14 protein-coding genes are annotated in these 23,924 nt (G+C 69.2%); 3 read left to right on the top strand and 11 right to left on the bottom strand.

Annotation, left to right across the window (positions count from 1 at the left end):
• The first annotated feature begins 81 nt into the window (after positions 1–81).
• The gene (locus ACZ7MG_RS28315; protein WP_471384489.1) at positions 82–456 is read left to right on the top strand and encodes a PIN domain-containing protein; all 375 of its coding nucleotides are present in this window, start codon (positions 82–84) and stop codon (positions 454–456) included.
• Positions 457–594: 138 nt separating this feature from the next.
• Here the strand turns inward: ACZ7MG_RS28315 and ACZ7MG_RS28310 are convergent, their stop codons facing one another.
• The 9 genes from ACZ7MG_RS28310 to ngcE form a co-directional block, all read right to left on the bottom strand.
• Positions 595–2,121: an amino acid permease gene (locus ACZ7MG_RS28310; protein WP_471384491.1), complete on the bottom strand. Its 1,527-nt coding sequence runs from the start codon at positions 2,119–2,121 to the stop codon at positions 595–597.
• 146 nt (positions 2,122–2,267) lie between these two features.
• Positions 2,268–4,187, bottom strand: coding sequence for a 1-deoxy-D-xylulose-5-phosphate synthase (gene dxs / locus ACZ7MG_RS28305; protein ID WP_471384493.1), 1,920 nt, complete (start codon positions 4,185–4,187; stop codon positions 2,268–2,270).
• 318 nt (positions 4,188–4,505) lie between these two features.
• Complete coding sequence (locus ACZ7MG_RS28300; RefSeq protein WP_471384496.1) at positions 4,506–5,837, bottom strand: sugar ABC transporter permease; 1,332 nt, start codon at positions 5,835–5,837, stop codon at positions 4,506–4,508.
• Complete coding sequence (locus ACZ7MG_RS28295) at positions 5,834–6,619, bottom strand: ATP-binding cassette domain-containing protein (protein ID WP_471384497.1); 786 nt, start codon at positions 6,617–6,619, stop codon at positions 5,834–5,836. The genes ACZ7MG_RS28300 and ACZ7MG_RS28295 overlap by 4 nt, the downstream gene beginning before the upstream one ends.
• 323 nt (positions 6,620–6,942) lie before the next feature.
• Positions 6,943–8,046 carry a sugar ABC transporter substrate-binding protein gene (locus ACZ7MG_RS28290; RefSeq protein WP_471384499.1) on the bottom strand — a complete coding sequence of 368 codons (1,104 nt, stop codon included), beginning with the start codon at positions 8,044–8,046 and terminating at the stop codon, positions 6,943–6,945.
• Between the two features lie 124 nt (positions 8,047–8,170).
• Entirely contained in the window at positions 8,171–9,370 is a 1,200-nt protein-coding gene (locus ACZ7MG_RS28285) for an ROK family transcriptional regulator (RefSeq protein WP_471384502.1), read from the bottom strand.
• 299 nt (positions 9,371–9,669) lie between these two features.
• The gene (locus ACZ7MG_RS28280) at positions 9,670–10,593 is read right to left on the bottom strand and encodes a carbohydrate ABC transporter permease (RefSeq protein ID WP_471384504.1); all 924 of its coding nucleotides are present in this window, start codon (positions 10,591–10,593) and stop codon (positions 9,670–9,672) included.
• Between the two features lie 4 nt (positions 10,594–10,597).
• Positions 10,598–11,524 (bottom strand): carbohydrate ABC transporter permease, encoded by a 927-nt coding sequence (locus ACZ7MG_RS28275; RefSeq protein ID WP_471384507.1) that lies wholly within the window; start codon positions 11,522–11,524, stop codon positions 10,598–10,600.
• Positions 11,525–11,609: 85 nt separating this feature from the next.
• Positions 11,610–13,088: an N-acetylglucosamine/diacetylchitobiose ABC transporter substrate-binding protein gene (ngcE, locus tag ACZ7MG_RS28270; RefSeq protein WP_471384510.1), complete on the bottom strand. Its 1,479-nt coding sequence runs from the start codon at positions 13,086–13,088 to the stop codon at positions 11,610–11,612.
• A 480-nt stretch (positions 13,089–13,568) separates the two neighbouring features.
• Between ngcE and ACZ7MG_RS28265 the strand changes: the two genes are divergently transcribed.
• Entirely contained in the window at positions 13,569–17,366 is a 3,798-nt protein-coding gene (locus ACZ7MG_RS28265; protein ID WP_471384512.1) for a GH92 family glycosyl hydrolase, read from the top strand.
• A 277-nt stretch (positions 17,367–17,643) separates the two neighbouring features.
• On the opposite strand, the gene ACZ7MG_RS28260 is transcribed toward ACZ7MG_RS28265, so the two are convergent.
• Both ACZ7MG_RS28260 and ACZ7MG_RS28255 read right to left on the bottom strand, forming a co-directional pair.
• A complete protein-coding gene (locus tag ACZ7MG_RS28260; RefSeq protein WP_471384514.1) occupies positions 17,644–18,717 on the bottom strand; it encodes a lytic polysaccharide monooxygenase auxiliary activity family 9 protein in 1,074 nt (357 codons plus the stop codon).
• A gap of 426 nt (positions 18,718–19,143) precedes the next feature.
• Positions 19,144–19,656 (bottom strand): hypothetical protein, encoded by a 513-nt coding sequence (locus tag ACZ7MG_RS28255; protein ID WP_471384516.1) that lies wholly within the window; start codon positions 19,654–19,656, stop codon positions 19,144–19,146.
• Between the two features lie 527 nt (positions 19,657–20,183).
• Between ACZ7MG_RS28255 and ACZ7MG_RS28250 the strand changes: the two genes are divergently transcribed.
• Positions 20,184–23,888, top strand: coding sequence for a S8 family serine peptidase (locus ACZ7MG_RS28250; protein ID WP_471384519.1), 3,705 nt, complete (start codon positions 20,184–20,186; stop codon positions 23,886–23,888).
• Positions 23,889–23,924 lie beyond the last annotated feature (36 nt).

Genomic DNA, 23,924 nt, shown 5'->3' with positions numbered 1-23,924 from the left:
CGCGGAAGGCCGAGCGGCCCCCATCATAGGATGAACGTTTCACCAGCAGGGAGTGGCGGCCGGGCGTGCGACCCTGTCCCCATGGACGACCCCCTGCTTGTGATCGTCGACGCGGCCAATGTCGTCGGCTCCGTGCCCGACGGCTGGTGGCGCGACCGACGGGGCGCGGCGGAACGCCTGCGCGACCGGCTCGCCCGGGACGGCGTCCCCGGCCGCGACGAGCCCGTGGAACTGGTCCTGGTCGTCGAGGGCGCCGCCCGCGAAGTGGAACCGGTACCCGGCGTACGGGTCGAGGCCGCGCCCCGCAGCGGCGACGACCGCATCGTGGAACTGGTCGCCGAGGAGGCCCGCGACCGCCCCTGCCTCGTCGTCACCGCCGACCGTGAACTACGGCGCCGGGTGGGCGAGTTGGGCGCCGAGGTCACCGGGCCCCGGGCAGTGCGCCGGGAGTCCTGAGCGGTCGCCCCGAGCGGCGCGCCGCCCCGCACACACGACGTGGCCCCGCGGCCCCGCCGTAAGCGGAACACACGGGGCCACAGGACCGCGGTACTACGGTCCGTTCCTCCGGACGTACGGGCCTCCAGACCTACGGGCCTACGAGGCGCCGTTCCGCGGCGGCCTCCCGCCGACCTCGTCCACCGTGGTCTCCTCATGGCGTCCGAGGCGGCTGTGCGAGCGGCCGTAGACGAAGTAGACGACGAAGCCCAGCGCCATCCAGCCGGCGAAACGGAGCCAGGTCTCGGTGGGCAGGTTGAGCATCAACCACAGCGAGGCGAGCACCGACAGGATCGGGACGAACGGCACCCAGGGGGTGCGGAACGAGCGGTGCAGGTCGGGGCGGGTCCGGCGGAGGATGACGACGCCGATCGCGACGACCACGAAGGCGAACAGCGTGCCGATGTTCACCAGCTCGGCCAGCTCGCTCAGCGGGGTGAAGCCCGCGAGGATCGCGATGACCACACCGAGCAGGATGGTCGGCCGGTGCGGGGTCTTGAACCGCGGGTGGACGTGGGAGAAGAAGCGCGGCAGCAGTCCGTCGCGGCTCATCGCGAAGAACACCCGGGTCTGGCCCAGCAGCAGGATCATGCACACCGTCGTCAGGCCGACGGCGGCGCCGAAGCTGATGAAGCCCGCGAACCACGGATGCCCGGTGGCCTTGAACGCGTCGGCGAGGGGCGCGGTCACCGACAGGTCGGTGTAGTGCTGCATGCCGGTGACGACGATCGACACCGCCACGTACAGCGTGGTGCAGATGACGAGGGAACCGATGATGCCCCGGGGCATGTCCCGCTGCGGGTTCCTGGTCTCCTCGGCGGCCGTGGCGACGACGTCGAAGCCGATGAACGCGAAGAAGACGACGGAGGCGGCCGTGAAGATGCCCATCACCCCGAAGTTGGAGGGCGCCCAGCCGAACATCAGCTGGATCAGCGGGGCCTGGAGACTGTCCCCCGCCGGTACCTCCTGCGCCTTCGGGACGAACGGGTCGTAGTTGTCACCGTTGACGAGGAAGGCGCCCGCGACGATGACGGTCAGGACGACCGTCACCTTGATGGCGACGACGACGGAGGTGACGCGCGCGGAGAGCTTGGTGCCGGCCACCAGGATGGCGGTGAGGACGAGGACGAGCGCGGCGGCGAGGATGTCGAACCCGAAGCCGTCCGCCCCGTCTCTCGTACTGAGCGCCGCCGGCAGCTCCCAGCCCGCGTTGGCCAGCAGCGAATGGATGTAGCCGGACCAGCCGACCGCCACCACCGCCGTCCCCAGCGCGAACTCCAGCACCAGGTCCCAGCCGATGATCCAGGCGGGCAGCTCCCCGAGGGAGGCGTAACTGAAGGTGTACGCGGATCCGGCGACCGGGACCGTGGAGGCGAACTCCGCGTAGCACAGGGCGGCGAGCGCGCAGACGACGCCGGCCACGACGAAGGCGAGGGCCACGGCGGGACCGGCGTTGTTCTTGGCCACCGTGCCGGTGAGGACGAAGATGCCGGTGCCGATGATGACACCGACGCCGAAGACCGTCAGATCCAGCGCGGACAAGGATTTCTTGAGCGCGTGCTCTGGCTCCTCGGTATCGAGGATGGACTGCTCGACCTTCTTCGTCCGGAAGAGTGTGCTGCTCATTGGCGTACCTCCCACGCTTGTCGTCCTCGACATGATCGAGAGGGGGCGTGGAGCGTATGCCCCGGCGCGGGTGGTTTCACGCGAATGGGCCGGTCTCACCACCGTAAAGGATGGTGAGACCGGCCCGAACGGCCCAACCGGGTACGTCAGTCGCGGGCGGGCTCCACCTCGGCGGCGGCATCGCCGAAGCGGCCGTCGATCTTGGAGACCAGGCCGGTGACCTGGCGGGCGATGTCCGGCGCGGTGAGCCCGATCTCGGCCAGCACCTCGGCGCGGGAGGCGTGGTCGAGGAAGCGCGGCGGGATGCCGAAGTCCCGCAGCGGGATGTCCACACCGGCGTCGCGCAGCGCCTGGGCGACGGCCGAACCGACGCCGCCGACGCGGGAGTTGTCCTCGACGGTGACGACCACGCGGTGCTGGTCGGCGAGCGGCGCCATGTGCTCGTCGACCGGCTTGACCCAGCGCGGGTCGACGACGGTGGTGGTGATGCCCTGCTTGTCGAGCAGGTCGGCGATCTCCAGGCACATCGGGGCGAGGGCGCCCACCGAGACGAGGAGCACGTCCGGGGTGTCCGTGCCCGGCTCGCGCAGGACGTCCATGCCGCCGACGCGGCGCAGGGCGGGTACGGCGGGGCCGACGGCGCCCTTGGAGAAGCGGACCACGGTCGGGGCGTCGGTGACCTCGACGGCCTCGCGCAGCTGGGCGCGGACCTGGTCGGCGTCGCGCGGCGCGGCCAGCCGGAGCCCCGGGACGACCTGGAGGATCGACATGTCCCACATGCCGTTGTGCGAGGCGCCGTCGGTGCCGGTGACACCGGCCCGGTCCAGGACGAAGGTCACCCCGCACTTGTGCAGGGCGACATCCATCAGCACCTGGTCGAAGGCGCGGTTCAGGAAGGTCGCGTAGACGGCGAAGACGGGGTGCAGTCCCCCGGCCGCCAGACCGGCCGCGCTCACGGCGCCGTGCTGCTCGGCGATGCCGACGTCGTAGATCCGGTCCGGGAAGGTGTCCGCGAACTTCTTCAGCCCCACCGGCTGGAGCATCGCCGCGGTGATCGCCACGATGTCCTCGCGCTCCTCGCCGAGCCGCACCATCTCGTCGCCGAAGACGGAGGTCCAGTCGGCGCCCGACGCCTTGACCGGCAGGCCGGTGTCGGGGTGGATGGGGCCGATGCCGTGGAAGCGGTCCGCCTCGTCCTGGAGGGCGGGCTGGTAGCCGCGGCCCTTCTCGGTGAGGCAGTGCACGATGACCGGCCCGCCGAACCGCTTGGCGCGGGACAGCGCGGACTCCAGGGCCTCGACGTCGTGCCCGTCGATCGGGCCGACGTACTTGAGGCCGAGGTCCTCGAACATGCCCTGCGGGGCGATGAAGTCCTTGAGGCCCTTCTTCGCGCCGTGCAGCGTCTCGTAGAGCGGCCGGCCCACCACGGGCGTGCGCTCCAGCAGGTCCTTGCCGCGGGCGAGGAACCGCTCGTAGCCGTCCGTGGTCCGCAGGGTGGCGAGGTGGTTGGCGAGTCCGCCGATGGTCGGCGCGTACGACCGCTCGTTGTCGTTGACGACGATGACCAGGGGGCGGTCCTTGGCGTCGGCGATGTTGTTGAGCGCCTCCCAGGCCATACCGCCGGTGAGCGCGCCGTCGCCGATGACGGCGACCACGTGGTCGTCGCGTTTCAGCACCTGGTTGGCTTTGGCGAGGCCGTCGGCCCAGCCGAGCACCGTGGAGGCGTGGCTGTTCTCGATGACGTCGTGCTCGGACTCGGCCTGCGAGGGGTAGCCGGAGAGGCCACCCTTCATCTTCAGTTTGGAGAAGTCCTGGCGCCCGGTGAGGAGCTTGTGGACGTAGGACTGGTGGCCCGTGTCCCAGAGCACCTTGTCCTTGGGCGAGTCGAAGACCCGGTGCAGGGCGATGGTGAGCTCCACCACGCCGAGGTTCGGGCCGAGGTGACCGCCGGTCTTCGACACCGCCTCGACGAGGAAGGTCCGGATCTCCTCCGCCAGCTGGTCCAACTCCTCCAGGCTGAGCCGGTCCAGATCGCGCGGTCCCCTGATGCGGGTCAGCAGCGGCACCCGTGCCTCCTTGCGATAGTGCTGTTCGAGCGTTACCGGGCTCGTCGAAGTCTAATCTTCCGCGCACCGGGCCCACCGCCGGGCGGTCGGGTCCCGTGTCACACGAACGGCCGTAAACCATCCTGCGCAGACGTACCCGTACGAAACGTCCGACAACAAACAGAAGTGCCCGGCGCCTTGAAGGCACCGGGCACATCCGCGCCCTGAAGGGGCGCGGGGCTGTTTCGATATGCGGCTCCGCCGCGCGGGCGCGATCAGCCACGAACGACCCGCGGCCGGCGACGGACGGGCACCCCCACGGCGCCTCCCGCCGGACCGCTACGCGCGGCCCGCGGCCTTCTGGCTCCGACGGCTGACGGAGTCGATGACGACCGCACCCAGCAGAACCGCACCCGTGATCATGTACTGGATCGACTGGTTCATGTTCAGCAGGTCGAGACCGGTCTGGATCGACTGGATCACCAGCATGCCCAGCAGCGCCGACCACACCGACCCACGCCCACCGAAGAGGCTGGTACCGCCGATGACCGCCGCGGCGATCGCGAGCATCAGCGTGTTGCCACCACCCGCGGACAGCGTCGCGCTCGCGGTCTGACCGGCGAAGAACATACCGCCGACCGCCGCGAACCCACCGGAGATCGCGAAGACGCTGATCCGGACCATCGGCACGTTGATACCCGCACGGCGGGCCGCCTCGATGCCACCGCCGACCGCGAACACCTTGCGGCCGTAGGTCGTACGGCGCAGCACGAAGTCCACGACCACCAGCGCGCCGAGGAAGATCACCAGCGCGTTGGAGACACCGGACGCGTTGTTGAGCACGGCGGCGGCGGCGAAGGCCGCGACCGCGAGCGCGCCGACGCGCAGCAGGATCTCGCTGGTCGGCCGGAACGGCACGTTCGCGGCCCGGCGGCGGCGCTGCTCGTTGAGGTTGCCGACGAGGGAGAGCACGACCGCGAGGCCGGCCAGGATGTACGCGCCGATGATGGCCTGGTCCATGAAGAAGGAGCTCTGGCCGAGCAGCCGGACCGGACCCGCGTCGGACGGGATGTTGATCGTGCCGCTCTCGCCCAGCAGCCACAGCATGACGCCGTTCCAGCCGAGGAAGCCGGCCAGGGTGACGACGAACGCGGGTACGCCGATCTTGGCGAAGAACCAGCCGTGCAGCGCGCCGATGGCGATACCGGTGAGGACCGCGAGGACCAGCGACAACCAGGAGTTCATGCCGTGGTTCACGGCGAGCACGGCGAACAGGGTGGAGGCCAGACCGCTGACCGAGCCCACCGACAGGTCGATCTCGCCGAGCAGCAGCACGAACACCAGGCCGATGGCGAGCATGCCGGTGGCCGAGAGGAAGTAGCTGATGTTGGAGAGGTTGTCGGCGCTCAGGAAGCGGTCGTTCTGCAACTGGAAGATCGTCCAGATGACGATCAGGCCGATGACCACCGGCAGCGAGCCCAGCTCGCCGCCCTTCACCTTGCGCTTGAACTCGGTGACGTAGCCCTTGAGGCCCTCTTCGCGGACCAGCAGACGCGGGTCGACGACGGTGACCGGCGCGGCCGTCGGGTCGTCGGCGGGGGCGACCGTGGTCTGACCCGCCACGGTGCCCTGGGAGGAATCGCTCTTCACGGTCTTGGACGTGTCGCTCACTTTGCCGCCTCCGTGCGCTCCGCGCGACGGGTCACGGCGTTGTCCGTGGCGCCCGTGATCGCGGCGATGATCTCTTCGTGGCTGGTGTCCTTCACCGAGAAGGAGCCGTTGTTCTTGCCCAGCCGCAGGACGGCGACGGTGTCCGCGACCGCCTTCACATCGGCCATGTTGTGGCTGATGAGGATGACGGCGAGGTCGCGCTCGCGCAGCCGCTCGACCAGGTCGAGGACCTGCGCGGTCTGCTCGACGCCGAGGGCGGCGGTGGGCTCGTCGAGGATGACGAGCTTGGGGTCGCCGATGAGGGCGCGGGCGATGGCGACGACCTGGCGCTGACCGCCGGAGAGGCTCGCGATCGGGATCCGGACGCTGGGGATCCGGATGGAGAGCGTGGACAGCAGCTCGCGGGAGTTCTTCTCCATCGACACCTCGTCGATGACACCCCGGTGCAGCAGTTCGCGCCCGAGGTAGAGATTGCCCACGACGTCGAGGTTGTCGCAGAGCGCGAGGTCCTGGTAGACCGTCGCGACGCCGAGGCCCTGGGCGTCGTGCGGCTTGTTGATCCTGACCGGGTCGCCCTGCCACTCGATGACGCCCTCGTCGATGGGGTGCACACCCGCGATCGTCTTGACCAGGGTGGACTTTCCTGCGCCGTTGTCGCCCACCAGGGCGACCACTTCTCCGGCGTGGACCTCCAGATCGACGTCGGTGAGTGCCTGCACCGCACCGAATCGCTTGGAGACTCCGCGCAACGCCAGCACGGGCGTAGCGGACACGTGAACCATCTCCTTCGCCGCCTGACCGGCGGGGATGCCGCGCCGGTAACAGGCGCGGAGGATGTGCGTGACGCACAAGACGTATGTGACGCACAAGGCTTACAGGTGAACATGCGTAGATCCGCCGCGCCCGACGGGCCGGGCGAGGTCCGCGGTCCGGCCGCGCCCTGAAGGGGCGCGGAGAACTGCGCGACCGGCCACGACGGCGGGGAGGACGACCGACGGCCCTCCCGGCACCTCCCGGCGGAGCGTGACGGTTCCGTCCGGCGCCCGCCCCGGAAGCGGGGTCTGAGGTGGGGCGGGCGCCGGACAGGCTCAGCGGGTCGGAGTGACTACTCCAGACCGGCGGACTTGCACGCCTTGGCGTACTCGGCGGTGCAGATGTCGGCGACCGTGTACAGGCCGTCCTTCACCACCGTGTCCTTGATGTTCTCCTTGGTGACGGAGACCGGGGTCAGCAGCTTCGCCTGGACCTTGTCACCGGAGCCGCTGGTCACCTCGGTGTCGGCCAGGGACTTGATGTCCTTGCCCTCCAGCAGGTTGACCGCCAGCTCGGCGGCCGTGTCGGCCTCCGGCTTGTAGGCCTTGTAGACCGTGGAGGACTGCGTGCCGGCGACGATCCGCTGGATGGCCGCGAGTTCGGCGTCCTGACCGGTCAGCGGGATGTTGCTGATCTTCGCACCCTTGAGGGTGTTGGCGATGCCACCGGCCATGCCGTCGTTGGCGGCGTAGACGCCCGCGATGTTCTTGGCGCCCAGCTGGGTGATGGCCGCGGACATCTTCTGGGCGGCGACGGTGTCCTTCCAGAGGCCGGACTGCTCGTAGGCGATGTCGACCTTGCCGTCGAGGACCTTGTGCGCGCCCTCCTTGAACTGACCGGCGTTCGGGTCGGCGTCGTCACCGTTGATCATGACGACCTTGGACTTGGCGGTCGCCTTGTCGCCGAGCGCGTCGAGGAGGGCCTGGCCCTGCAGCTCGCCGACCTTGACGTTGTCGAAGGAGACATAGGCCGAGACCGGGCCCTGGGCGAGACGGTCGTAGGCGACGACCTTGACGCCCTTGTCCACCGCGGACTGGATGGAGGACTTGATGGCGGCGGAGTCCTGGGCGGAGACGACGATGACCTTGACACCCTTGGTCACCATGCTGCTCATCTGCTGAGCCTGCTTGGTGGGGTCGGCGGCGGCGTTCGCGTACTCGACCTTGCAGTCGGAGCAGAGCTCTTCGACCTTGTCCTCGAAGTACGGGCGGTCGAACTTCTCGTAGCGCGCGGTGACGTTGTCGGGCAGGAGCAGACCGATCGACTTGCTGTCCGAACCGCCGGTGCTGCCGCTGTCCGAGTCGTTGTCGTCGCCGGCCTTGCCACAGGCGGCCACGGACAGCGCCAGCGACATCGCGGTGGCGCCGATCGCGACTCTACGCATCGTTGCGTTCATTTGGGTTGTGCCTCCCTGACACGGGCCGCAGCACTGCGGCCGAGGTGGCTGGAAGTCAACTCGGCCACACGTGCGACGTCAAGAAGTAAATCCTTAACGGGTTGGCAACGGCGTGTTTCGTTCTCTAAGTGAAGACAGGGGTTGCCGCAGAGAGGGTTCCGTCCAAAAGGGTCGAATCACCCATCTCACTGAGGGCCAGAGCCAGGGCCCCGAGGACCTCGGCTCGACCGCCAAGCGCCCCTGGCAGCACTGAGAGTTGACGTGCGGCACTCGGGATCGCGTACCGGCCGACCGACTCCCTTATGGGTCCGAGAACCAGCTCTCCGGCCTCGGCGAGATCGCCACCGAGGACCACGCGGCTCGGGTTCAACAGATTGCAGAGATTGGCGACTCCACTTCCGATGTGTCGGCCGACGTCGGCGATCACCCGACGGCAGCCCGGGTCCCCGTCCCTCGCCAACCGTACGACCCCTTCCATGGTCAGATCGGTGCCGTGGCTGGACTGGAGGAGCGGCAGCACATAGCGCGCGGCGGCGAAGGTCTCCAGACAGCCCCGGTTGCCGCAGCGGCAGACCGGGCCGGATTCATCAAGAGTAATATGCCCGATTTCTCCCGCTGTGCCACCCGGGCCCCGGTAGATCTTGCCATCGATCACCAGTCCGGCACCAACGCCGCTGGACACCTTGATGTACGCCAGGTCCCGCACCCCCCGGCCGCTGCCCCAGACCAGCTCACCGAGGGCGCCGAGGTTGGCGTCGTTGTCCACGTGCACGACGACGCCGAGGCGGTCCTGCATCTCGGCCGCGGGCTTGGTGCCGGTCCAGCCCGGCAGGATGGCGGTGGAGCCGAGCGTCCCGGACTCCACGTCGATCGGGCCGGGCACCCCGAGGCCCACGCCCGCGATCTTCGTACGGTCCACACCGGTGGCCTCGATCAGCCGGGTGACCAGCTGCTCCGCCCGGTCGAAGCCCTGGGTCGAGGAGGCGTCCACGTCCAGCGGCTCGGCCTCCTCGGCGAGCACCTGATGAGCGAGGTTCCCTATCGCGACGCGCAAATGCGTGTGCCCGAAGTCCACGCCGATCACGATCCCGGCGTCCCCGCTGAGCGAGACCGCGCGCGCCCGCCGACCACCGGCCGACGTGGGCGTGACCTCGACGGTTCCCCCGTCCTTCAGCTCGCGCACGATGTTGGAGACCGTGGCCGCCGAGAGGCCGGTCGTCCTGGCGATCTCCGCCTGCGTCAGCGACCCGGCGAGCCGCACCGCCCGTACGACGCGTTCGAGATTTGCTCTGTGCAGCGACGACTGCGACCCCGGAGTCTCCATCGACTCATCCACTCCCGTCCAGGACGGGCGGCCCGCACGCCGCCCGTGACCCAGGTCACAGCCACGGGACCCGGGTCACTTACAAGTTGTGAACTCCAAGCTCCGCTGAACGGGTTACCGCAGTCAAGTCCTTGAGGGAAACTGGGGCCGCCGAATGACCACTAAATGTCACTCTGCGGCTACTTGAGGTCCCCGAACGGGCCACTCGGGGCACGAGGGCGGACCGGAACGGGGCCGGGTGGAGCCGGGTGGAGCCGGGGTGGGGCCGGGGTGGGGCCGTGGTGGACGGCCCCACCTCGCTACTTCAGCGCCCCGGCGGTCAGTCCCTGCACGACCTGCCGCTGGAACACGATGTACGCGGCCAGCACCGGCAGCATCGCCATCACCAGACCGGCGAAAAGTCCGGACCAGTCGCCCTTGTATCCCTGGCTGACGGCCAGCTGGACCAGGCCCTGGGTGAGCACCCGCTTGTCCGGATCGGTGTTGAGGACCGTGGGGAGCATGTACTGGTTCCACTGGCCCAGGAAGTTGAAGATGCCGACGCTGATCAGGCCCGGCTTGGCCATCGGCATCATGATCTGGAAGAACGTCCTGGTGTGCGAGGCACCGTCCACGAAGGCCGCCTCCGCCACCGAGGTCGGCAGCGTGCGGAAGAACGCGGTCAGGAAGAACACCGTGAAGGGCAGCGAGTACGCGATGTAGACCAGGATCAGCCCGTGGATCGTGTTCAGCAGGCCCATGTTGTTCACGACGTAGAACAGCGGCACCAGCGCCAGCATGATCGGGAAGCTCATGCCGCCGATGAACAGGAAGTAGATGAACCGGTTGCCCGGGAAGTCGAAGCGGGCCAGCACATAGGCCGCCATCGACCCGAGCACCAGGGTGCCGACGAGCGAACCCCCCACCACCAGGATGGTGTTGAGGAAGTAGTCGCTCATGTTGGCCTCGGTCCAGGCCCGCGACCAGTTGTCGAAGTGCAGCGTGTCCGGGAGCGACCAGGGGGACGAGAAGATGGAGCGGTCGTCCTTGAAGGACGTCATGACCGCCCACAGCAGCGGCATCACGACCATGATCGCCCAGATGACCAGGATCGCGTGCGAGAAGACGTTGAGGGTGACGCCTTCCTTCTTCTCCCTCCGGCGCGGCCCGGCCGGAGGGTCGACCTTGACGACGGGGCTGCCGGAGTCGGCCGGTACGGGGGCGGGGGTCTCGGTCGTCTTCATCAGCTCAGTACTCCAGCCGCTCGCGTCGGCCCAGCCGCATCACCACGGCGGCGAAGGCCAGGGTGACGACGAGCAGGGCGACACCGATCGTGGTGGCGTAGGCGGCCTGCCCGTCGCGGAACGCCTTCTGGTACACGTACAGGACCATGACGGTGGTCGAGTAGTCCGGACCGCCGGGCCCGGTCGTCATGATCTGCACGACCGCGAACGACTCCGCGCCCAGGGCGAGGATGCCCACATAGATCCAGCCCGACTGCACCGTGTCCCACAGCAGGGGGAGGGTGATCCGGAAGAAGGTGGTGGCGCGGCTCGCCCCGTCGAGCAGCGCGGCCTCGTACATCTCCGTCGGGATGGAGGCCATGCCCGCCGAGAAGAGGACCACGAAGAAGCCGACCGTGGACCAGACGAGGACCGCCATCACCGCCCACAGGGCGAGGTCCGGGTCGCCCAGCCAGAGCGGCTGGACGTTGTCGAGCCCGATGCCGCGCAGGATCGAGTTGATCGCGCCGCTGTCGGGGTTGTACGCGAAGGCGAACAACAGCGCCACGATCGCGATCGAGAGCACCTGCGGAAAGAAATAGACGATCTTGTAGAAGGACGAGCCGCGGACACCGGTGACCACCGGCCCGCCTCTCCGATGGCGTCCCCCCACATTGATCATGAAGGCGAAGAACAGCGCGAGACCGATCGTCACCACCGGCAGTACCAATGCGAACAGCAGACTGTGCTGCAGGGACTTCCAGAAGATCGGGTCGTCCAGCATGCGCTCGTAATTGCCGAAGCCGACCATCTTGAATTCGGGACTCAGCCCGGTCCAGTCCGTGAACGAGTAATAGATGGACTGGATGAACGGCCAGACCACGAAAAGCGCGTAAATGCCGAGGGGCACCGCCAGAAACCCCACGATGAAACGGTACTTGCCGTGCTGCATTACCACCGACCCCGATCTGCGCGCGGACCCGGCCGCCAGGGCCTGTCCGGGGTGCGCACCCCGGACAGGCCCTGGTGACGACTCCTCACTGGTGCTTGTAGTGCTTGATCGACGAGTCCTTGGCCGCCGCGTCGGCGAAGCCCTGGATCTTGTTGATGGCCTCGACCGGGGTGAGCCGACCGGCCATCATCTCGCCGAGCCCCGCCACACCGATCTGTTCCTTCTGCAACTGCACGTACCAGTCCTGGATCCGCGGGTTCACCACGTTGTCGCCGGCCAGTTCCAGGGCGGCGACCCCGGACTTCAGACCGGGGGTGAGGGTGATGCCGTCGGTGCCGCCGTTGTACGCGGTCAGCGACTTGACCTTGCTGGTGAAGTTCTTGGACGACGACTCGCTGAGCATGATGCGCAGCTGCTCCATGCCGCCCGCGCCGTTCTTCGCCTTGGCCGGGACGATGAAGGGCTCGCCGCCCGAGGCCCAGATGGTGCCGAAGGGCATCTTGTCCGAGCTGTCGATTCCGGTGGGCGCGGAGACGGCCAGGTCGAAGTCGGCCGGGATGACCTTCGCGGACTCGTTCTCCACCCAGGAGCCGTTCGGGATGAACAGCGCCTTGCCCTCGGCCCAGGCCGTCTGTGACTGGATGTGGTCCAGACCGGGAGTGCCCCTGAGGATGTAGCCCTTCTTGTACAGCTCGTAGTAGGCCTCGAAGCAGGTCTTGACCGCCGGGTTCTTCCAGGCGTTCGGCTCCAGATTGTCGATCGCGTCGAGGACCTCCCGGCCGCCGACCTTGCCGATCATCGGGTAGAGGGAGAAGGGGAGGTAGTACGGGTACTTGCCCGCGTACGTCCAGCCCGCCATGTCCTTCTTCTTGGCCTTCTCGCAGACGGCGAGCATCTGGTCCCAGGTCTCGGGGTACTGCTCGTCGAGCGAGTCCAGGGCCTTCTGGGAGTACCAGACGCCGTACACCGTGTAGGCGTAGTACATGATCCAGACGGGGTCGCCGTCGAACTGGCCCATCTCCACGATCCCCGGGCGCAGGGTGTCGCGGACCTTCTTGTCCGGGTCGTCGTAGGACGGGGCGTCCAGCAGCGGGGTGAGGTCGGCGAGCTGCTTCTTGCCGACCAGGACGCCCATGTCCATCTGCTCGGCGCCCGAGTTGTCGATCAGGTCCGGCGGGGTGCCCTGGTTGAAGCGGGGCTGGAGGGTGGACTGGATCTTCTGGGTGGCGGAGAACTTGACGCTCGCCTTGGGGAAGTTCTTCTCGTAGATCTTCACGGCGTCCTCGGCGTACTCCTTGCCGAAGCCGCCGTCGAAGAGGACGAACTCCATCTGCGTGGTGGCGTTGACACCGAGGGGGTTCTTGGCGGTCTTCTCGCCCGCCTCGGCCTTCTCCTCGCCGCCTCCGCCGCTGCTGGCGCACGCGGAGAGAAAGCTCATCGTCGGCACGGTGATCAGGCCGAGCGCGGCGGAACGCTTGATCAGATCGCGGCGGCCGACACCGGCGGAAGGGGTGGTGCCTACGCCCTCGGGGCCGTGGTCGTTCTCAGCGGTAGTGGATCCCATGCTCAAGTCCTCGCCTTCTCCAGGACTCAGGCGGTGAACCGGATCCTCCCGGCACCGCGGTCGGTTCAAGCTGGGGTCGTGCGTGAGGATTCAACAGGGGCGAGGTGGCGGTCGGCGCGCGGACACGTCCGCGACCACCGGTAATTCCCCCCAGGTAGTGCCTGTCCACGGTTGTGCGACCTGTGCGACCACTATGCGGACGCCGACAGGTATAGTCCACTTCCCGCCAAGGGGGCAAGATCGAATGCAAGGTTCGCCATCGGTCTTTTCCGAGTTGAGACCTCTCGGAAATATGAGCGAGCTTGCGCCACCTGACCGGAAAATCCCCGCCATTCGGCCGGGATGGCGCACTCAACACCCTTGACATCTCTCGTCACTTCAACCCCTACTGGTCCCTGCGTCACACGCTCGACAACGTTGTCCTCTTTCGGTCGTTTCTTGATCGAAAATAGCTGCTGGACGTAGGGAGGGTGCTCGCTGATGCGGCACAGACGGGGTTCCACGGTGGTGCTCGGCGCCGCCGCTTTCGCTCTGGTGGTGGCCTCGCAGGGCGCGGCCGTCGCGTTACCGGACCGACCGGCGGCCGGGGAACGGGAGTTCAGCTCCTCCTTCGAAACGGACGACCCGGCTCCGGACTGGGTCAGCACGGTCGACACCGCGCCCGACGGCTCCCCCCGCGCCTCCGGCGTCGACGGCGGCTACACCACCGGCATCCCCGGCGGCATCACCGACCGGGTCACCGAGGTCCGGGCCAGCGGCGAGAACACGGGCAGCGGGGAGGTGAAGGAGAACCTCGTCGACGGCGAGTCCGCCACCAAGTGGCTCACCTTCCAGCCCACCGGCTGGGCCGAGTTCGACCTCGACCGCCCGGCCAAGGTGGTCACCTACGCGCTGACCTCGGCGAACGACGCCGAGACCCGCGACCCGAAGGACTGGACACTCCAGGGCTCTACCGACGGCAAGCAGTGGAAGACCCTCGACACCCGCTCCGGCGAGAGTTTCGGGGAGCGGTTCCAGACGAAGTCGTACGACATTCCCGGTGACGCGGCGGCCGAGTACCGGCACTACCGGCTCGACATCACCAGGAACAACGGCGCCTCGATGATCACCCAGCTCGCCGATGTGCAGTTCTCCACGGGCGGCGGACAGGCCCCGGCGCCGAAGGAGATGCTGTCGCTGGTCGACCGGGGTCCGAGCGGTTCGGCGACCGCGAAGGCCGGGGCGGGCTTCACCGGCAAGCGGGCCCTGCGCTACGCGGGCCGGCACACGGCGGACGGCCCGGCACACTCGTACAACAAGGTCTTCGACGTGAACGTGGCCGTCGAGCGGGACACCGAGCTGGCGTACCGGATCTTCCCCTCGATGGCGGACGGCGATCTGGACTACGACGCCACGAACGTCTCGGTCGACCTGGTCTTCACCGACGGCACCTCGCTGAGCGGGCTGGGCGCCGCCGACCAGCACGGATTCCCGCTGTCGCCGCGCGGCCAGGGCGCGTCGAAGGTGCTGTACGTCAACCAGTGGAACGACGTGGTGGCGCGGATCGGGTCGGTCGCGGCCGGGCGGACCGTGGACCGGATCGTGGTGGCGTACGACTCGCCGAAGGGCCCGGCGAGGTTCCGCGGCTGGCTCGACGATGTGACGCTGCGCGTCCGCGCGCCGGAGCGGCCGAAGGCACATCTGTCCGACTACGCGGTGACCACCAGGGGAACGAATTCCAGCGGCGGTTTCTCCCGCGGCAACAATTTCCCGGCGACCGCGGTGCCCCATGGCTTCAACTTCTGGACGCCGGTGACCAACGCGGGCTCGCTGAGCTGGCTGTACGACTACGCGCGGGCCAACAACGCGGACAACCTGCCGACGATCCAGGCGTTCAGCGCGAGTCATGAGCCGAGCCCCTGGATGGGAGACCGGCAGACCTTCCAGGTGATGCCCTCGGCCGCCTCCGGGACCCCCGAACTGAGCCGTACGGCACGGGCGTTGGCTTTCCGGCACGAGAACGAGACGGCCCGGCCGTACTCCTACGGGGTGCGCTTCGAGAACGGCGTCAAGGCGGAGATGGCGCCCACGGACCACGCGGCGGCGCTGCGCTTCACCTATCCCGGCGACGACGCGAGCGTGCTCTTCGACAACGTCACGGACCAGGCGGGGCTGACCCTCGACAAGGACGCCGGTGTCGTCACCGGGTTTTCGGATGTGAAGTCCGGGCTGTCGACGGGCGCGACCCGGCTCTTCGTGTACGGGGTCTTCGACGCGCCGGTCACGGACGGCGGCTCGACCGGGGCGAAGGGCCACCTCCGCTTCGACGCGGGCGACGACCGCGCGGTGACGCTCCGCCTCGCGACCTCCCTCATCAGCCTCGACCAGGCGAAGGACAACCTGCGCCAGGAGATCCCCGAGGGCACCTCCTTCGAGACGGTGAAGGACCGGGCGCGGGCGCAGTGGGACCGTGTCCTCGGGAAGGTGGAGGTCGAGGGCGCCACCCCCGACCAGCTGACCACGCTGTACTCGAATCTCTACCGGCTGTATCTGTACCCCAACTCCGGTTTCGAGAAGGTCGGTTCGACGTACAAGTACGCCTCGCCCTTCTCCCCCATGACCGGCCAGGACACCCCGACCCACACGGGCGCGAAGATCGTCGACGGCAAGGTGTACGTCAACAACGGCTTCTGGGACACCTATCGGACGACCTGGCCCGCGTACTCGCTCCTGACGCCCAGTCAGGCGGGCGAGATGGTCGACGGGTTCGTGCAGCAGTACAAGGACGGCGGCTGGACCTCCCGCTGGTCCTCGCCCGGCTACGCGGACCTGATGACCGGCACCTCCTCGGACGTGGCGTTCGCGGACGCATACGTCAAGGGCGTCGACTTCGACGCGAAATCGGCGTACGAGGCGGCCCTGAAGAACGCCACGGTCGTGCCGCCGTCGGCGGGCGTCGGCCGCAAGGGCATGGCCACCTCGCCCTTCCTCGGCTACACCAGCACCGACACCCACGAGGGCCTGTCCTGGGCCCTGGAGGGCTATCTCAACGACTACGGCATCGCCCGGATGGGCCAGGCCCTGTACCGGGAGACGGGTGAGAAGCGGTACAAGGAGGAGGCCGCCTACTTCCTCAACCGGGCCCAGGACTATGTGCGGTTGTTCGACACGGAGGCCGGGTTCTTCCAGGGCCGGGACGGCAACGGTGCCTGGCGGGTCGACTCCGCGAAGTACGACCCCCGGATCTGGGGCCACGACTACACGGAGACCAACGGCTGGGGGTACGCCTTCACCGCGCCGCAGGACAGCAAGGGCCTGGCCAACCTGTACGGCGGACGGAGCGGGCTGGCGGAGAAGCTGGACACCTACTTCTCCACCCCGGAGACGGCCTCCCCCGAGTTCGTCGGCTCCTACGGCGGGGTCATCCACGAGATGACCGAGGCCCGTGACGTCCGCATGGGCATGTACGGCCACTCCAACCAGGTCGCCCACCACGCGATCTACATGTACGACGCCGCCGGGCAGCCCTGGAAGGCGCAAGCGAAGGTCCGCGAGGCGCTCTCCCGGCTCTACACCGGCAGCGACATCGGGCAGGGCTACCACGGCGACGAGGACAACGGCGAGCAGTCCGCCTGGTACCTGTTCTCCGCGCTCGGCTTCTACCCGCTGGTGATGGGCAGCGGCGAATACGCCGTCGGCTCCCCGCTGTTCACCAAGGCGACCGTCCACCTGGAGAACGGCAGGGATCTGGTGGTCGAGGCCCCGAGGAACAGCGCGAAGAACGTGTACGTGCAGGGCCTGAAGGTCAACGGCAAGACCTGGACGTCGACTTCGCTGCCGCATTCCCTCATCTCCCGTGGTGGCGTGCTGAAGTTCGACATGGGACCGAGGCCGTCCCGCTGGGGCACCGGTGAGAAGGCGGCCCCGGTGTCGATCACCAAGGGCGGGCAGGCGCCGGCCCCTCGCACGGACGCCGTCGAGGGGGAGGGCGCGCTCTTCGACGACACCTCGTCGACGAAGGCGTCGGTGGAGACGGCCGACCTGCCGACTCCGGCCCGTACGAGGGCCGTTCAGTACACGCTGACCTCCGCCGGCCGCGCCGAGGCCCCGACCGGCTGGACCCTCCAGGGCTCCCGGGACGGCACGACCTGGAAGACCCTCGACGAACGCTCCGGCGAATCCTTCACCTGGGACCGCCAGACGCGGGCCTTCTCGATCCCGGCCCCGAGGACGTACGACCACTACCGGCTCGTCCTCGACGGCCCGGCGACCCTCGCGGAGGTGGAACTGCTGTCCTGACCGGCCGGGGTCGGGTGGTGTGACCCACCCGACCCCGGACCGGCCCCAACCGGCTTGACTTGGTTGCCTGTTGAAACGATAGAGTCTTGTCCAGACCACTCGACAACGTTGTCCTGTCGAGGGGCCCCACAGCCGCACTCCCCACCGCGCCCGGTCTCCCCCGTACCGGGTCGCGGCTCGCGGACCGGGTGGGCACGCACCGCCCGCCCACCCGGTCCGCCCCGAGCGCGACGCCCGCCCCCGCACAGGGCGGACGGCGTCGGTCGGAGCGCCGGGTTCAGCCCACCCGGCAGGGCAGCGTGGTCGCGGGATCACCTCCCGCCCCCTGCACCACATACCCGAACGTCGCCGTCTCGCCGGGATCCAGCGAGCCGTTCCAGTCCGCGTTGTGCACCATCACGTTCTGCCCGGTGTACGTCGCGCTGCCGCTCCAGAGGCTGTCCACCTTCTGCCCGGTCGGCAGCGTCCAGTTGACCATCCAGCCGAGCATCGGCACGTCACCGGTGTTGGTGACGACGACCTCGGACTGGTAGCCGCCGGTCCAACTGCCGGTCGTACGACGGGTCGCGGCGCACTGGCCCGGTACCGGCTCGGTGGGGTTGCCGGGCTCCTTGATGCCGGTCACCTCGCCGTTGCCGCCGTCGAAGACGACGTCGGAGCAGGAGTAGAAGGTCTCCTGGCTGTCGGAGCGCTGCCACACCATGTAGACGAGGTGGCGGCCCGACTTGTCGGCGGGCAGCTGGCCCCGCCACGAGTAGTTGGCCTCGACCGTGCCCGGGCTGCCGTTCAGCGGCGGGTGGTCGACGCTCAGGAACGGCTGTGCCTCCATGTCGTTCCAGGTGAGCGTCTTCGTCGGGTCGAAGCCGTCCTTGGTGATGTAGACGTAGAACCAACCCGGGTGCGCCGCCCACGCGTTGTACGAGAAGTCGACGGTCGCGCCGGAGGTGAGGTGGGTCAACGGCCAGTCGGCGCTGGGGGTGTTGAACCCGGTGAAGTTGGTGTTGCCGCCGCTGCACAGCTGGCCGTCCGGGACGAAGCCGCGGGTACGGCCGGCGCCGTCCGAGCGGAGCACCGAGAACCAGTTGTAGAACGGGGTCGTCCCGCTGACCTGCTGCGCGGAACGACAGGCCGGGTTGATCGGTTTGATCTCCCCGGTGTCGGTCAGCCCGTCCTGCCAGCACAGGAAGGTCCGGCTGCCGGGCTTCATCGGAGTGCCGTGCGCCTCGGCCTTCCCACTGCCGGCCGTGACGACCAGGCCGAGCGCCGGGATCGTGGTCACGAGGGCGAGCAGGACGAGAAGAAGTGCACGGTGGCGCCGGGGCAGCCTTAATCGAAAGCTTGTCACGTGCATGACAAATACTCCTTGCGTGTACGGCTTGGAGGTGGGGGGAATGTGCGGGTGCCGCTGTGGGGGGTGTCGATCTGGACGTGCGGGTGTGCGGGTGCGCGGGCGTGCCGATGTGCGGGCGTGCCGTGTGCGGGTGCGCGGATGTACGCGTGCGCCGAGGTGCGGGTGGGTGGTGTGGGGCGGGAGCGGATCCGGGAGGGGGTGACGGGTTCCGGTCCGTCCTCCCGCAATGGGAGCGCTCCCACCCCCACCTGCTTCGGAAGCTAGCGCGGAGCGCGGCGGTTGTAAACGGCTGGCGCGTGGTGACGCGTTCGCGGCGTGCGCGGGAGGGGGCGCCGTAGGACGCGGTCGAGGTGGAAACGGTTGAACGGCCTCAACGGCCTGAACGGGTTGAACGGGTTGAACGGGTTGAACGGGTTGAACGGGCTGTCATGCCGGTGATGGTCTCCAGGGGCGTTCGGCGCGGAGGCGGACCGTGGTCAGGAGGCGGCGGGTCAGCTTCGCGTGGGTGCCGGTGCCGAGGGCGAGCAGGCGATAGAGGCCGCCGGCCGGGCCCGGGAAGGTGGCGCGGGTCTCGGCGCGGAGACGGACACCGCCGCCGCCCGGCTCCGCCTCGTCGAGGCGGAAGGTCCAGGTGTACGAGGAGAAGCGGTGGCGGCCCAGGAGGGTCAGTTCCCGGGGCGGGATCGCGGTCGCCGTGCGGAAGCCGGGGAAGGTCGTCGCGCCCTCGACGGGCGGGCGCGGGCCGGCCGCCGTGTGGTCGGCGCAGCCGACGATTTTGGCGTAACGGACCGCGGAGGGGCGGGAGAAGGCCCAGTCGAGCGTCTCGGCGAGGGCCCACCAGACGGCCTCGGCGTTCGCCGCGATGAGGATCGTGTGCTCGTCGACGAAGGGCAGGGGGCGGCCGGGGCGGCGCATCGGTGCATCCGTGGGGACATCCATGGGGACGAGTCTTCGCTCTTCGGTGTGCCTGCCGCCAGGGGGTTGTTCGGCGAGGTTCGTCGCCTCGACGACGACCAGTCCGCCGATCCTGTCCTGGACGTCGCTCCCTGGGCAGGCCCGTCAGGACGTGCAGCCCGTCCTCGCCGAGGGCGGTGATCCGGTGGGGGCCGAGACCGGGCACGGTCCGGGTGTGCGTGGAGCCGTCGGCCGCGATGCCGCCGAGGGCGGTCCGCTGCGCGGTGCTGAGCGTCTCCGGGTCGCCGTCCGCGCCGACGACCTCGGCGGAGGTGATGTTCCCGGCGCCGTCGAGCCGGGCGTCGAGAGTACCGACGGACGGTATGGCCCCGCTCGCGGAGGAACGCCAGGCCGGTGTGGTCGCGCGGGCCGGGGGTCTGGCCGAAGGGGGCGTTGGCACCCCCCGGCCACGGGAATCCCTTGAGTCGCTTTCCGCGCGGCGCTCACTCTGATCACTGGCTTCCGCTCACCAGGCCGGAAGCGTCGTCAGCGTTCAGGGGAGGACGCCACCCATGCGAAGACTCCACGCCCTGTGGGCAGTGGCCGGAGCGGCCGGGCTGCTCACCGGCGCGATCACACCCGTGACGGCCGGAGCCGGGACCCCGGCCGCCGTGCCGACCGCCGTGCCGACCGCCGTGCCGGACACCGTGTCGACCGCCCCGCCCACCGCCGGCGGCACACCCGCGCCGCGGACCGTCACCCTCGTCACCGGGGACACCGTCTCGCTCACCGCCGGCCCGGACGGCAGGTACGCCGTCGACGTCCGGCGTGGCAAGGGCCGTGAGGCCGCCACCTTCCTTTCCAGCGAACAGGACGGTGAGATCAGCGTCGTCCCGGCGGACGCGCTTCCGCTGGTGCAGGCGGGCCGCCTCGACCCGGCTCTGTTCAACGTCACCCAGCTGGTCGAGCAGGGGTACGCGGACGCGGAGATCGGCGTCATCCCGCTGATCGCCGAGTACGGGCAGGGCGGGACGACGCCCGAGGGCGCGCGCAGGACGCTCGCGTTACCGGGGATCGGCGGCGCCGCGCTCAGCGCGCGGAAGTCGACCGCCTTCTGGGCGGACATCGCCCCCGCGCTCGGTACCGAGCCCACCGCGAAGGCCGCGCGGCGGTTCGGCGACGGCATCGACAGGATCTGGCTGGACGCCAGGCTCACGGTCTCCCTCGACGTCAGCGTTCCGCAGATCGGCGCACCCGAGGTGTGGAAGGCGGGTTACGACGGCAAGGGCGTGAAGGTCGCGGTCCTGGACACGGGTGTGGACGCCGGTCACCCGGATCTCGCGGGCAGGATCGCGGAGTCGAGGAACTTCGTGCCGGACGAGACGATGGCGGACGGCCACGGTCACGGCACCCATGTGGCGTCCACGATCGCCGGTTCGGGCACGGCTTCGGACGGCAGCCGCAAGGGCGTGGCGCCGGGCGCCGAACTGCTGGTGGGCAAGGTGGCCGACAACGCCGGTGGTGCGCAGACGTCGTGGATGATCGCGGGCATGGAGTGGGCCGCGCACTCCGGCGCGCGGATCGTCTCCCTCTCGATCAGCGGCAGGGCGGCCGGCCCGTCCGATGTGCTCACCGAGACCGTCGACGCGCTGTCCGAGTCCACGGGGGCCCTCTTCGTGATCGCGGCGGGCAACGCGGGCCCGGCCGCGAAGTCGGTCGGCACCCCGGGCACGGCCGACTCGGCCCTCACCGTCGGCGCGGTCGACAGGTCCGACAGGCTCGCCTCCTTCTCCGGCCGGGGTCCGCGCTACGGCGACTACGCGGTCAAGCCGGAGATCACGGCACCGGGGGTGGGCATCACCGCCGCGCGTGCCGCGGGCACCGCCATGGGTACGCCGGTCGACGACGACTACACGACGGCCAACGGGACGTCGATGGCGACCCCGCATGTGGCGGGTGCCGCGGCGCTGGTCGCGCAGGCGCACCCGGACTGGACCGGCGCGCAGCTCAAGGCGGCTCTGGCGAGCACCGCCAGGACGATGCCGGGCGACAGCGTCTTCGAGCAGGGCGACGGCCGGGTCGACGTCCTACGGGCGGTGCGGCAGGGCCTCTTCGCGACGCCGACGCTGAGCTTCGGCACGTACGCGGACGGCGACACCGAGGTCGACGGCAAGGACATCACGTACACCAACACCACGGACGAGCCGGTGGAGTTGACGGTCTCCTCCACGCTCGCCGAGGTGACGCCGGGCGCGGACACCGTGACCGTCCCGGCGCGGGGCACCGCCACCCTGCCGGTCACGGTCGACCCCGCCGACGATCCCCAGGGCCGGTACGCGGGCCACATCACCGCGACCGCCGACGGTGTCACCGTCACGACCGGGGTCGGCTACGAGAAGTCGCCGGGGACGGTCAGCCTGAAGGTGAACCTGGTCGGCCGTGACGGCAGGGCGGCTCCCTCGGCGATCTACACCCTCCAGGAGCTGAACGGCGCGATCCCCAACCAGTACGGCGGTGTGGCCGACGGCTCCACCTTCGAGGTTCCGATCGGTACGTACTCCCTGGCCACCTGGATCGCCGTCCGCGACTCGGGCGGCACGGCCGTCGGCAGCTCGGTGGTCGGCGATCCGGAGCTGAAGGTCGACAAGGACACGGAGATCACCTTCGACGCCCGCACCGCCAACGAGATCAGGCCGGTCACGAAGGACGACGCCGAGTTCCAGGGCTTCAACACCACCTGGCACCGGGACACCCCCGCCAGCAACTGGACCCTGAGCTACAGCCAGGGGTTCTGGACCGACCACGTCTATGTGGCACCGACGAAGCCGGTCAGCCGGGGGAACTTCGAGTTCTACTCCAAGTTCCGTCTGTACGCGAAGGAGTTGACGGCGAGCGTCAGCGGCCCGGAGAAGTACCCGCTGTCGCTCGGCTACCCCAACTACTACAACGGCCTCCCGGTGAGGTTCACCGGTGACCGAACGGTCCGGGCAGTGGACGCGGGCGGTGGCACCGCGGCCGACTTCGAGGGCCTGGACGTCAGGGGCAAGGTCGCGGTGGTCGGGCTCGGCGCCACCGAGTGGGCCGACGAGGCGCTGGTCAACGCGACCGCGGCGGGGGCGAGTTATGTGATCGCCTACCGTAGGACGCCCGGTGTCTGGCCCACCTCCGTGGAGGGCACCACGATCCCGATCATGATCGCCTCCGGCGAGGAGGGCGCGAAGCTCACCGCACTCCTGAAGACCGGAAAGAAGGTCGAGCTGAAGCTGGGCGGCACGGCGGTCAGCCCGTACGTGTACAACCTGACGCTGCCGCAGCCCGGCGCCGTCTCGAAGAACCAGACCTACCGCCTGAACAGCTCCAACCTGGTGCGGACGACCGCCCGTTACCACGCGTCCGAGAAGGGCCGGATCGGCCGGGACAGCGTCTTCACCTTCCGCCCCTGGTCCCTGGCGGCCGTCGAGACCGGCAGGAACGTCCCGCTCGGCAGGGAGCGCACCGAGTACTTCTACGTGGACCCCGACTCCCGCGTCGCACGGACGGTCACACCGCACTCGACCGCCCTCAACGGCCAGTGGAGCACCGAGCGGATCTACGACGAGGCGGGCACCCTGCCCGCCGAGGACTGGCTGGGCCAGGTGGTACGCCCCGCGACGAACACCCGGTACGGCCTCTCGCAGCGCACCGGCGACAGACTCACCCTTCGGATCCCGGAGTTGTCCGACTCCACCCCCGGCCACTACGGCGCCGTCGACGGCACCGACGACACCGGCAAGGGCAAGCTGTACGACGCGGCGGGGAAGCTGGTCGGCGAGACGGCCCTCGGTGGCTGGGGCGCCTTCGACGTCCCGGCGGACGCGGCCTCGTACCGCTTCGTCCTGGACGTGGCACGCCGGGCCGACTGGGCGAAGTACTCCACCGAGACCCACACCGAGTGGACGTTCGCCTCGGGGCACACCGACACGGAGACGACTCTGCCGATCCTCTCCGTCGACTACGCCCTGGACCGGATCGACCTCCTCAACCGCGCCGAGTCCGACCGGAGGACGACCCTCGGGCTCACCCTCCGTGACCAGGAAGGAAGCGTCAGGGCGAGCGGGCTGAGGGCCTGGGCCTCGTTCGACGACGGCGCCTCCTGGAAGGAGGTGAAGGTCAGGAAGGGCAAGGCGCAGATCAGGCATCCGAAGGACGCGACGTTCGTCTCGCTGCGGGTACGGGCCGCCGACGGCGACGGCAACCGGATCGACCAGACCGTGCTGAGGGCCTATGGCCTGAAGTAGGAACACGGCCCGAAGCGACACACCGGCCATAACAAT

The sequence above is a fragment of the Streptomyces sp. NPDC107538 genome, from assembly GCF_055657445.1.
The sequence above is the reverse complement of the archived record's forward strand: the minus strand, read 5'-3'. Positions and strand labels throughout refer to the sequence as shown.